The sequence below is a fragment of the Rhodoplanes sp. Z2-YC6860 genome, assembly GCF_001579845.1.
Lineage (GTDB): Bacteria > Pseudomonadota > Alphaproteobacteria > Rhizobiales > Xanthobacteraceae > Z2-YC6860.
On the sequence record NZ_CP007440.1, the window covers coordinates 5343452 to 5355627 of the forward strand.

Annotated in this window: 10 protein-coding genes; 2 read left to right on the top strand and 8 right to left on the bottom strand. The window is 65.2% G+C overall.

From position 1 onward, the window contains the following. Window positions 1–43 precede the first annotated feature (43 nt). The 5 genes from RHPLAN_RS25130 to RHPLAN_RS25150 all read right to left on the bottom strand — a co-directional run bounded on the left by RHPLAN_RS25130 (window position 44) and on the right by RHPLAN_RS25150 (window position 4873). Window positions 44–1363 carry a TRAP transporter large permease gene (locus RHPLAN_RS25130; RefSeq protein ID WP_068023640.1) on the bottom strand — a complete coding sequence of 440 codons (1320 nt, stop codon included), beginning with the start codon at window positions 1361–1363 and terminating at the stop codon, window positions 44–46. A gap of 5 nt (window positions 1364–1368) precedes the next feature. Next, a complete protein-coding gene (locus RHPLAN_RS25135) occupies window positions 1369–1884 on the bottom strand; it encodes a TRAP transporter small permease (RefSeq protein WP_198164483.1) in 516 nt (171 codons plus the stop codon). 201 nt (window positions 1885–2085) lie between these two features. Then, window positions 2086–3045: a TRAP transporter substrate-binding protein DctP gene (gene dctP, locus RHPLAN_RS25140; RefSeq protein WP_068023643.1), complete on the bottom strand. Its 960-nt coding sequence runs from the start codon at window positions 3043–3045 to the stop codon at window positions 2086–2088. Between the two features lie 83 nt (window positions 3046–3128). Further along, the gene (locus RHPLAN_RS25145; protein WP_084245503.1) at window positions 3129–3983 is read right to left on the bottom strand and encodes a CPBP family glutamic-type intramembrane protease; all 855 of its coding nucleotides are present in this window, start codon (window positions 3981–3983) and stop codon (window positions 3129–3131) included. Next, a complete protein-coding gene (locus RHPLAN_RS25150) occupies window positions 3950–4873 on the bottom strand; it encodes a lysophospholipid acyltransferase family protein (protein WP_068023646.1) in 924 nt (307 codons plus the stop codon). Before RHPLAN_RS25150 ends, RHPLAN_RS25145 begins: the two co-directional genes overlap by 34 nt. Window positions 4874–5032: 159 nt before the next feature. On the opposite strand from RHPLAN_RS25150, the gene RHPLAN_RS25155 reads away from it, so the two are divergent. Next, on the top strand, window positions 5033–7171 hold the full coding sequence (locus tag RHPLAN_RS25155) for a thiamine pyrophosphate-dependent enzyme (RefSeq protein ID WP_068023647.1): 2139 nt from the start codon (window positions 5033–5035) through the stop codon (window positions 7169–7171). 1 nt (window position 7172) lies between these two features. Further along, window positions 7173–8690 (top strand): indolepyruvate oxidoreductase subunit beta family protein, encoded by a 1518-nt coding sequence (locus RHPLAN_RS25160; protein ID WP_068023650.1) that lies wholly within the window; start codon window positions 7173–7175, stop codon window positions 8688–8690. 170 nt (window positions 8691–8860) lie between these two features. Here the strand turns inward: RHPLAN_RS25160 and RHPLAN_RS25165 are convergent, their stop codons facing one another. From RHPLAN_RS25165 to RHPLAN_RS39615, 3 genes are read right to left on the bottom strand one after another with little or no spacing between them, the layout of a single operon-like run. After that, a complete protein-coding gene (locus RHPLAN_RS25165; RefSeq protein WP_237179911.1) occupies window positions 8861–9280 on the bottom strand; it encodes a RidA family protein in 420 nt (139 codons plus the stop codon). 11 nt (window positions 9281–9291) lie between these two features. Continuing rightward, window positions 9292–10938, bottom strand: a complete 1647-nt coding sequence (locus RHPLAN_RS39610; protein WP_068023658.1) for a benzoate-CoA ligase family protein — start codon at window positions 10936–10938, stop codon at window positions 9292–9294. 9 nt (window positions 10939–10947) lie between these two features. Then, window positions 10948–12135, bottom strand: coding sequence for an acyl-CoA dehydrogenase family protein (locus RHPLAN_RS39615; protein WP_068023659.1), 1188 nt, complete (start codon window positions 12133–12135; stop codon window positions 10948–10950). Window positions 12136–12176: the final 41 nt, after the last annotated feature.

Sequence of the window (12176 nt, forward strand, 5' to 3'; positions counted from 1 at the left end):
GCATTCCAAACAAGCACGAGCGAAAGCAAAAACTCCGCGAGAGCTAACTACCTAGCAGCCGCGGCAGGAACGTGGCGAGCGGCGGCGTAAAAAATACCAACAATAAAACCAGAAGACCAAACCAGACGTAAGGCATCGCGGCACGGAACACGTCGTTCATGGTCACGCTCGGCGGCGCGACACCCTTCATCGTGAACAGCAACAGGCCAAACGGCGGCGTCAACAGACCAAGCTGCATGCAGATCAGAAACAGCACGCCGAACCACACCGGGTCGACGTCGAGTTTCTGGACCAGCGGCATGAAGAACGGCAACGTGATCAGCATCATCGAGACCTGATCGACGAAACAGCCGAGAAACAGCAGGATTCCCATCATGCCGAGTATCAGCACGGTGGCGGACAGGCCCTGCGCCGAGACGAGACCCACGATGCCGTTGGTGGCGCCGGAAAAGCTCAAGACCTGAGAGAAGGTCGTAGCGCCGATGATGATGAACAGGATCGTGCCGGACACCGCGACCGTGCCGGTCAACGCCTTCAGCAGCGCCGCCCAGGTCAGGCTGCGGTAAATCATCGCAGCGATGATGGTGCCCGAGGCGCCCAGCGCCGCAGCCTCGGTCGGCGTCGCCCAGCCGGCCGTCATGGCGCCGACCACCAGACCAAAAATCAGCACCAGCGGCAGCACGTGAAGAAGGAACGGCGTCCAGCGGTGCACGCCGCCCGGACCGTCGGCGAGCTTTTCCTCGGGTGCCAGCGCCGGATTGAGATAGGCGCGCAGGATGATGTAGCCGATGAACAGCGTGCTTAAGATCAGCCCCGGCACGATGCCGCCGATCAACAGGCCGGAGATCGAGATCCCGGCGAGGCTGCCGAGCAGCACCGCCAACGCCGACGGCGGGATCAGCATGTCGACGCCGCCGATGCCCATGATCGGCCCCATGGCGAGCTGCTTGTCGTAGCCGCGTTCCAGCATGGTCGGCAACATCAGGCTGCCCAGCAGCGCCGTTGTCGCGATGGTCGAGCCGGAAATCGCCGAGAACACGGTTCCAGCGACGATCGCGATCACCGAAAGCCGGCCCGGGACCTTGCGGATCAAAAGCGCAAAGGCATCGATGGCCTTCAATGCAACGCCGGAGTGGAACAGCACCTCGCCCATCAGCACGAAGAACGGGATTGGAGTGAGCGAAAAGCTCGTGACCGACGCGACCGCGTTTCGCGCAAGCTGCGACAGCCCCTGCTCGCCGCCGAGGAAAAACAACGCGCCCACGATGTTGATGGCAAGAAACGCGATTGCGACCGACAAGCCAAGGCTCATCAGAACGACAAGTCCGCCGAACAGGATGATGCTTGCTTCGATCCAGCCCATGGCTCTCAGCCCACCGATGTCGCGTCGGCGCGCCGGGCCGGCTCGGAACGAACCAGCCGATCGAAGCGAAACACGAATTCAGCAGCGAGCAACGCAAAGCAAACCGGCAGCGGCCAAAGCAGCCACCATTCCGGGAACACCAGGTTCTTGATGGTGATAGAGCCCAGGGCCGCGCTGTCGATGGTCATCTTGATGCCGTAGCGCATCATGATGAGGCACACGACGAAACCCATCGCATCGCCGAGAAGCTCCATCATCCAGGCGAGCCGTTTTGGCATTGCGGTCAGCACCAGATCGATGCGCACGTGTTGGCCGCGGCGCAGGAGCCAAGGCGCGGTCAAGAGCGTGGTGATGTAGAGCGCATACTCGGAGACTTCATTGGCCCACGGAAAACCCGAGCGTGTGACGTTGCGCAGCACGATGTCGGCCGTGACCATCACCACCATGCCGAGAAGCGTTAGCGCTGCAAGCAACGCGAATGCGTTGAGCAGCTTGCCGAAGGCATTGGACAGGCGGGTCATGGTTGCCTTCTAAGAAACAAATACGCTCTCGATCCGTCACCCTGAGGTGCGAGCGAAGTGAGCCTCGAAGGGCGACGGCCCGGGATTTCGGGGCCGCATCCTTCGAGGCCCGCCCATAGCATGTCGCAGACGCGCGTAAACGCGCCGGAGGGCGGGCACGTCAGGATGACAGGGAGAGAGTACCCGAGTCGCACTGCTGAGCTAATTCCCTGCCAATTTCCGGAGCTTCGCGCCGTTCTCCGGCGAACGCTTGATTACCGAAGCCCAGCCGACCTCGTTGGCCTTGGCGACGAAATCCTTGCCCGCCGCGGCGCCGAGATCGATCGGCGAAATCCCCGCCGCCGCCTGCTTGTCGCGCTCGGCCTTGATCAGCGCGTCGTTCTCGTCGTCGAGACCTTCGAGCCACAGCGCCGCGTCGTTCAGCACCTTCTTCTGCTTGTCGTTGAGGCCCTTCCATGCATCCAGGTTGACCAGGACGCCCACCTCGACGCTGTAGAACGGCGGCTCAAGCCGATACTTCGTCACCTTCTCCCAGCCGAGATCGAAAATGCCGGTGATCGGCCAGCCGTAGCCGTCGACCACGCCGCGCTCCAGCGCCGTGTAGACTTCGCCCGGGGCGGTGGTGACGGTGGTGCCGCCCAGCGCCTCGACCACATCCTTGTAGACCGGCGTCACGCGGATCTTCAGGCCGGTGAAGTCCATCTTCTCGATCTTCTTGTTGAGATAGATGTGAAACGGCACGTTGTGGAACTGCCGTGCCAGGTAATGCGCGTTGAGCTTCTGATTGTGCAGTTGTTCGATGAAATCGAAGGTGCCGTCCTTGCGCTGCTGCTCCGCCGGCTTGCTGATCAGCTTCAGCGCATCGGCCTCAGGCATCAGGTTGGTGTAGAAGGCACCGGTCACATTCGCGATATCGATCACCCGGGTGCGAACCGCGTTACCGACCTCGAAAGGCGGCATGGCGCGCGGCCCGCCGATGTAGTTGATCTGAACCACGCCCTTGCCGTCGGCGTTCACCTTCTGGATGAAGCGCTCGAAATTCTTGGAGAATTGCGTGCCTTCGGCGAAAGACGTGACGGCCCGCAGCGTCACCTCTTGTGCCAAGGCTGCATCAGCCGCAAACGCCAAAATCGCGGCGGCCAATATGGTCTTCGTCTTCATGCAAGCCCCTCCTCAAGCGGCCCACACCTCGCCGCCGCTCAAGAAAACTATTGGTAGAAATGCTCCCGCGCAATCAATTCCGGTCAGACGAGCAATATCAGTGCCACGGCCGTGACCAGCACCACCAAGCCGCCGAGCAGCCCGCATTGCGGAAACTCAGGATAGCCAATCAGCCAGCGCGGCCCGCGGAAGGCGACGTAAAGCTTCGGCGCCTCGATCCCGAACACCGCCGCGCCATGGATGGCGATCGGTAGCCACAACGAGCGACCGCCCCAGACATAAGCCAGTCCGAACACGCAGCTCACGATGAACAGGCCAAAGGCCGGCTGCCAGATGGCGCGTTTCGCATCCAGCGGCTTTTTGACGAAGTGCAGCGCCGCGAACACGACCGAAGTCGCGGCCACCGCGAACGCCGCAAAGGCCGACCCATCCGGCAGCGCGAGAAGCACTTGATCGAGCAGAATGCCACGGAACACCGCCTCTTCCAGAGCCGCCAGCGGCCATGGGCCGAGCACGCGGCGCAGGAGTTTCGCGCGGCGCGTTGCCGGATCAAAGCGCGGCTCGATGACGACCCATCCGGCCATGAACCAGACTGCGTACATCGCCCAGGCCGGAACGAGCATCACCGCAATCGCGACAGCGATGTCCCGCCACGGCACTGGCAGCGGAAACTGCTGGTGCAGCCATGCGACCGGCGAAATGCCGAGCGCAAGCGGTGTACCGACAATGATGATGAGCCATGTCACGTGAATCATCACGCGGCTGGTCCACTTCACCAGGGGTTTGCGCGTATCGAACCGCAACGGCAGAGCCAGCGGTTCGCCCGCAAGCTTGAGCGCAACGCTCTGCATCAGCCACAGCAAGGCCAGTCCGAAAGCCGCAACACCAAGCATCACCAGGATGTTCATGGCGCCCGACCGTGGAGAAATGCGTTCCATCGCCGGTCGAGCCAGAACAACCAGTTCTCCGGATTCTGCCGCAGGCGTTCCTCGAACCAGTTGCACCAATCCTGCGCGCAGGCCTGAACAGCAGCTTCCCGGTCGGTGCTTTGCGGCGGCGGCGAGTCCTCGAAGGTCATCGTGAATCCTCCGCTGGAGCGCCACACGGGAAAGCAGCGGATGATGGGCGCCCCGGCTGTCATCGCCAGCCTGAATGCGCCGGCGTGGAGTCGCGCCGAACGTCCGAACAAGGTGACCACAAGGCCTTCGCCGGGCGCTGCCAGCAGGTCGGGGGTCATGGCCAGCACCTGACCGCTCTTCAGAATTCGCAGATAGGCGAGAGCATCCCGGGTCGTCGATTCCCGCAACGGGCGTCGCACGGTTTGCCCGCCGAGCGCCTTGTACCAGCGAGCCTTGCGATCGGCCTTTTCGGCGTCGCCGACGTCCCTGATCAGCATCGCCACCGGATGCCGGGTCGCAATAATGCCCGCGCCAAGCTCATGGCCAGACCAGTGCGGCGTCGCGAGTACGACCCCGCGCCCCGCCGCCATGGCCCTGTCGAGCACATCGACTGTCCGATCAAACAGGATTTCCTTCACCACGGGCGTCGCAGCCAGTCCGTGGTGGAATGTCGCCAGTGTGCTGCCCAGGAGCCAGCCCGCCTGCTGGAAGTACAGGCGCGCGGCTTGCTCGGGAACCTGCTCGCCCAGCGCCACCCGCATATTGGCGAGGACCCGCCGCCGCAGCATCGGAGTGGCTCCGGCGAGCGATACGGCCCCGCGCAGGATCGACCGCTGGCCACCGATCGGCAGCCGCGCCGTGGCCGAAATCGCCGCGCCGATGGCCCGCTGTGTGAGGGCGCGCCGCAGGTGGTGCAGGTCTTTGGACAACGGCGGGGCTCAAGTTCGGGTCAAACGCCTGAGCAAGCTAAAGCAATCCCGCCTCGGATCAACGGCGCGAAACCGCAAATACCAGCCACACCCAGGGGTCGCTTTCAGTTCGGCATGCCTTTGAATATAGTGGGATTCCGCATTTCAGAGGCATGTCCCATGGCCGAACGCTCGTTCAAGGAAGAGGTCGAGAAGCTCAAGCTCGGCGACGGCGAGGAGTTTCACGGCGAAGGCATCCTGGCCGTGACCAAGGCGCTGCTGCAGTCCGGCGTGTCCTATGTGGCCGGCTATCAGGGCGCGCCGATCTCGCATCTGATGGACGTGCTGGCCGACGCCAACGAGATCCTCGAGGGGCTTGGCGTGCACTTCGAGAACAGCGCGAGCGAAGCGACTGCGGCCGCCACCCTCGCCGCTTCCGTGAACTATCCGCTGCGCGGCGCGGTCACCTTCAAGTCCACGGTCGGCACCAACGTCGCCTCCGACGCGCTGGCGAACCTCGCCTCGGGCGGCGTCACCGGCGGCGCGCTGGTCATCATCGGCGAGGACTACGGTGAAGGCTCCTCGATCATGCAGGAGCGCGTGCACGCCTTTGCGATGAAGTCGCAGATGTGGCTGCTCGACCCGCGGCCGAATCTGCCCTCGATCGTGCGTGCGGTGGAAACCGGCTTCGAGCTGTCGGAGGTTTCGAACACGCCGGTGATGATGATGATGCGCATCCGCGCCTGTCACGTCTACGGCCGCTTCAACACCAAGACCAACAAGCGCCCCGAGTTCGGCCTGACGGACGCGCTGGAGAAGCCGCGCCGCGATCTGTCGCGCATCGCCATGCCGCCGATGACCTACATCCACGAGAAGGACAAGTGGGAGACGCGCTGGCCCGCCGCGGTGAAGTACATCGAGGACCAGCAGCTCAACGAGTTCTTCGACGGCGAAGCCAACGACATCGGCATCGTGCTGCAAGGCGGCATGTACAACACCACGCTGCGCGCGCTGCTGCTCAATCATCTGGCCGATGCGTTCGGCGAGAGCAAGGTGCCGCTCTACGTGATGAACGTGACCTATCCGCTGGTGGACAAGGAGCTCATCCGCTTCTGCGCCGGCAAGAAGGCCATTTTGGTCGTCGAGGAAGGCGGGCCGGACTACATCGAGCAGGCCATCAACACCATCCTGCGCCGCGCCGACATCCAGACTCGCGTCCACGGCAAGGACGTGCTGCCGATGGCCGGCGAATACACTGGCGGCGTAATGCGCGCCGGGGTCCGCAAGTTCATCGAGAAGGTGCGGCCGGACCTTGTGACGGCCGACGTCGTCGCCGCGGCGAAAGCACCCGAAAGCGTTCCGAAGGTCATCAACGACAACGTCCATGGCCGGCCTCCGTCATTCTGCACCGGCTGTCCGGAGCGGCCGATCTTCGCCGCGATGAAGCTCGTCGAGCGCGAGCTCGGCCAGCATCACGTCAGCGCCGACATCGGCTGCCACCTGTTCTCGATCTTCCCGCCGTTCAATGTCGGCGCGACCACCATGGGCTACGGCCTCGGCGCAGCCGGCGCCTCTGCGCTGAACGTCAAAGCCGGCAAGCGCGCCATCGCGATGATGGGCGACGGCGGCTTCTGGCATAATGGCTTGACCAGCGGCGTCGGCAACGCCGTGTTCAACAAGAGCGACAACGTCCTGATCATCGTCGACAACGGCTATTCGGCCGCGACCGGCGGCCAGGACATCCCCTCATCGTTCCATCCGAGCGCGATCCGTCACACCCAGAACTCGATCGAGACCGCGGTGCGCGGCGTCGGCGTCACCTGGGCGCGGACCATCGACCGCACCTACGACGTGGCGCTGATGCGCGACACGCTGAAAGAAGCGCTGACCACCCCGGAAAAGGGGCCAAAGGTCATCGTCGCGCATTCCGAATGCATGCTGAACAAGCAGCGCCGCATCAAGCCGCTGATGCGCAAGGCCGCGCAGCAGGGTGAGCGCGTGGTGCGCGAACGCTTCGGCGTCGATCCCGACACCTGCACCGGCGATCATTCCTGCATCCGGCTCTCGGGGTGTCCTTCGCTGACCATCGCGCCCAATCCCGATCCGCTGCGCCGCGAGCCGATCACCAAGGTGATCAACTCCTGCGTCGGCTGCGGGCTGTGCGGAGAGGTGAGCCACGCCGCGGTGCTGTGTCCGTCGTTCTACCGCGCCTCGCTCGTCACCAATCCGACCGGCTGGGACAGGTTCAAAGCGAAGCTCCGCGACGCCGTGATCGGCTTCTTCCAGCGGCGCATCGAACGCAAGCTTGCGGCGGCCTGACATGACAACCGCGACCGAACAGCGTCCCATCACCATCGCCATCCTCGCCATGGGCGGCGAAGGCGGCGGCGTGCTCGCCGAATGGATCATCGATACCGCGGAGCATGCGGGCTACATCGCGCAGATGACCTCGGTGCCAGGCGTCGCGCAGCGCACCGGCGCGACGAACTACTATGTGGAGCTGTTCCCCAAGACCGGCGCGAAATCCAACACCCGCGCCCCGGTGCTGGGGCTGACGCCCGTCGCGGGCGATGTCGATATCGTGATCGCGTCGGAGCTGATGGAGGCTGGCCGCGCTGTGCAGCGCGGACTCGTGACACCCGACAAGACCACCTTCATCCTCTCGACCAACCGCGTCTACGCGATGACCGAGAAGATCGCGCTCGCCGACGGACGCGTCGATTCCGACGCGCTGCTCGAAGGCTGCAAGTCGGCGGCAAAGCGATTCATCGCCTCGGACATGGCGCAGCTCGCCGAAGCCACCAACAGCGTGATCTCGGCAGTGCTGTTCGGCGCGCTCGCAGGCTCGAAGGCGCTGCCGATGCAGCGCATGGCATTCGAGGCCGCGATTCATCGCGGCGGCGTCGGCGTGAAGGAAAGCATCGCGGCGTTCGGGGCAGGCTTTGCCGCGGCCGAAGGCGCGCCTCTTCCGGCCAAGGCCGAAGCTCCGAAGCCCGCGCCCTCGCCTCGCCTTGCGCCGCTGATGGCCGAGGCGGACGCCTATGCCGAGCCGGTGCGAACCTTCGTGCGCGCCGGCATCGAGCGGCTCGCCGACTATCAGGACATCGACTACGCCCGCGACTATCTCGCCAAGCTCAAGCCTATCGCCGAGCTCGACAAGCGTCACGGCGGCTTGGGGCGGCTTCTCGCCGAGACGGCGCGCGAGCTTGCGCTCGGCATGGCTTACGAGGACACGGTGCGCGTCGCCGAACTCAAGATCCGGCCGAGCCGCTTTGCCCGCGTGCGCGCCGAGGTGCAGGCCGCCGACGGCCAGATCATCGAGATCGCCGAGTTCCTGCATCCGCGCGTCGAGGAAATCGCCGACACGCTGCCGGAAGCGCTCGGCCGCTGGCTGCTCAATTCCGGCGCACCGCGGCGGCTGGTCGAGCGCTTCACGCAGAAAGGCCGCGTGGTGAAGACCTCGTCGATCCGCGGCTTCCTGCAGCTTTATCTGGTCGCGGCGCTGAAGCCCACGCGGCGGCGCTCGCTGCGCTTCGCCAACGAGCAGAAGTTTCTGACCGAATGGCTCAAGACCATCACGACGGTCGCGGCCACGAACGTCAAGCTCGCCACCGAAATCGCAACCACGCGCACCCTGGTCAAGGGCTACAGCGACACCCACGAACGCGGCCACGCGCGCTACGCGACGCTGATGCAGATGCTGCCACAGATCATGGAGACGGCCGATCCGGCGGCCACGCTCGCACGGCTGCGCAAGGCCGCGCTGACGGATGATACGGGTGCGGCGCTCGATACGGCGCTGAAGGATCTGCGGCCGATGTCGCAGGCCGCGGAGTAGCAAGAACGGCGTAGGCGGACTATCCCCGTCACCCTGAGGCGCGAGCGCAGCGAGCCTCGAAGGGCGACGGCCCGAGATTTCGGGGCCGCATCCTTCGAGGCCCGCCTCCGGCGGGCGCCTCAGGATGACGGATCGAAAAAAGGCGCCAGCCTCGAGAGGCCTTGATCGCCCTACGGAATCACCGCGGTCGCTTCGATCTCCAGCCGCGCTTCCGGCTCGAACAGCCGCCCGACCTGCACCAGCGCCATCGCCGGGAAGTTGTCGCCCAGCACCGCCTTGTAGGCCTTGCCGAGCTCGCGGCGCGCGGCGAGATACTCGTCCATGTCGAGCACATACCAGGTGAGCCGCACGATGTGCTCCGGCTTGCCGCCGCCTTCGGCCAGCACCGCGACGATGTTCTCCAGCGCCTGCCTAGCCTGCGCAACGAAGCCCGCCGCAAACTTCTCGTTCGCGTCCCAACCGACCATGCCGCCGACGAACACGAATTCGCCGCGCGCCTTGACGCCGTTGGCATAACCCTTGGGAGCCGGCCAGCCCGGCGGCTGGAGCTGCTGATGTTTGGCGCGCTCGCGGACAATTCCTTCCGGCACGATCGTTCTCCTTACGATGCAAGTTTCTGCGACGCACCCGAAGCGGCCATGCGCCGCAGCTCGAAGCGCTGCAATTTTCCCGTTTGGGTCTTCGGCAATTCGGTGACGAACTCGATGGCGCGCGGATACTTGTAGGGCGCGACGGTCGCCTTCACGTGATCCTGCAAGGCCTTGATCATCGCGGCATCGCCCGTCTGGTCAGCACGCAGCACGACGTAAGCCTTGACGATCTGGCCGCGCTCCTCGTCGGGGCAGCCGACCACGCCGCATTCAGCGACGGCCGCATGTGTCAGCAGCGCGGACTCCACTTCGGGGCCCGCGATGTTGTAGCCCGCCGAGATGATCATGTCGTCGGAGCGCGCCTGGTACCAGAAGTAGCCGTCCTTATCCATCAAGTAGGTGTCGCCGGTGACGTTCCAGCCGTCCTGCACGTACTTTTTCTGGCGCTCGTCGGCGAGATAGCGGCACCCGGTGGGCCCGCGCACCGCGAGGCGTCCGACGGTCCCGGGCTTCGCCACGTTGCCATCGTCGTCGAGGATGCGCGCCTCATAGCCCGGCACCGGCTTGCCGGTCGAACCCGGGCGCACATCGTCTTCCGGCGAGCCGATGAAGATGTGCAGCATCTCGGTTGCCCCGATGCCGTCGAGAATGGTGATGCCGGTCGCGGCCTTCCAGGCATCGAACGTGGCCTTGGGCAGCGTCTCGCCGGCCGACACGCATTTGCGCAGCGACGAGATGTCGAAATCCTTCAGCTTGCCGAGCATCGCGCGATAGGCGGTCGGCGCCGTGAACGGAACGGTGATCTTGTATTTGGCGATGGCGTCGAGCAGGTCGTCGGGGCCGGCTTTTTCCAGCAGCACCGTCGAGGCGCCGATGCGCAGCGGAAACAGCACCAGACCACCGAGCCCGAACGTGAAGGCGAGCGGCGGCGAACCGGTGAAGCGATCGGTCGGTTCCGCCTTCAGCACGTACTTGGCGTAGCTGTCGCAGATCGCGAGCATGTCGCGGTGGAAATGCATCGTGCCTTTCGGCTCGCCGGTGGTGCCGGAGGTGAACGCGATCAGGCAGACGTCGTCGCTCGCAGTGTCGCAGGCGGTGAAATTCTCGTAGCCGGGCTTCTCCATCAGCGCCTGGAGCTCGCCCGTCCCCTTCGGGCCCCAATAGACGACGCGCTTCATTTCTCCCGACTGCGCCTTGGCCTTTTCCATCTCGTCGGCCAGACGGGAGTCGCAGAGCGCGAGCGCGATCTTCGCCTTGGCGAGCGGATAGCTGAGTTCCTTCGCGCGCAGGAGCGGCATGGTCGCGACCACGACGCCGCCGGCCTTGATCACCGCGAAATAGGCCGCGACCATCATCGGATTGTTCGGCGCGCGCAGCAGCACGCGGCCGCCGGGCACGAGGCCCAGGTCGCGCGTCAGCACATTGGCGATGCGGTTGATGCGCTCGTTGAACTGCGCGTAGGTCAACGACTCGGCCGGCGAAATGAGACACGGGCGATCGCCCTGCCCCTCGGCGACCCAGCGATCGACCCATTCGGTGACGCAGTTCAGCCGTTCGGGATAACGCAACTCCGGCAGCGTGAACTTGAATTCGGGCCACTGCTCGCGCGGCGGAAGATTGTCGCGCGCGAACGTATCGACATGACCGGTTTTTGCCATTGCCGTCTCCTATTCCGCCGCCACCGCCGGCTTCTCGGCGCGTGCCTTGAGCGCCTCGCGGGCGATGACGATCTTCTGCACTTCGGTCGCACCCTCGTAGATCCGAAGCGCACGAATCTCGCGGTAAAGCTCTTCGACCTTGACGCCCTTGGTGACGCCGGCGCCGCCGTGGATCTGCACGGCGCGGTCGATGACGCGCTGCGCCGCTTCGGTCGCGAACATCTTGGCCATCGCGGCCTCGCGCGTGACGCGAGGAGCGCCCTGATCCTTGGTCCAGGCGGCGCGATAGACCAGCAGCGCGGCCGCGTCGACCTCGGTGGCGCTGTCGGCGATCGCGGCTTGCGTCATCTGCAGGTCGGCGAGCGGCGCGCCGAACAGCTTGCGCGTCGCCGAATGCTCGACGGTCTCGTGCAACGCGCGGCGGGCAAAGCCCAGCGCCGCGGCGCCCACGGTGGCGCGGAAAATATCGAGCGTCGCCATGGCGACCTTGAAGCCCTCGCCCGGTTTGCCGAGGCGATTGGCGGCGGGCACCTTCACGCCGTCGAAACGGAGCCGCGCCAACGGATGCGGCGCGATCACGTCGATGCGCTCTGCAACGGTGAGCCCCGGCACGGTGCCGTCGACCATGAAGGCCGACAGACCCCGCGCGCCCGGCGCCTCGCCGGTGCGGGCGAACACCACGTAGTGGTCGGCGATGCCGCCGTTGGAAATCCAGGTCTTCTCGCCGTCCAGACGGAAGTAGGCGCCGTCGGGCTTGGCGGTCATCGCGAGCGCAGCGACATCGGAGCCCGCTTCCGGCTCCGACAGCGCGAAGGCCGCAATGGCCTTGCCGTCGCGCACCGGCGGCAGGTAACGGCGCTTCAGTTCGTCCGAACCGAACAGCGAGATCGAGCCGGTGCCGAGCCCCTGCATGGCGAACGAGAAGTCCGCGAGCCCGTCGCGGAATGCGAGGATTTCGCGGGCGAGACAGAGCGTGCGCACATCGAGCGACTGATAGAGGCCGCCATAGGAGAGCGGCACTACCGCCTTGAGAAGTCCAGCTTCGCCGAGCGCGGCCACGCGCGCGCGGCAGGCTTCCTCCACGTCGTCATGCGGCAGCGACGGCAGCATGGCGTCGGCCCAGCGGCCGAGTGCGTCGGCAAACTTACGATGATCCTCATTGAAGAACGGCAGGGTGAGAGTTTCGGCGAGGCTCATGATTGGCTCTCTCCGCAGCAGCTTGCACCACCCTCTCCGCT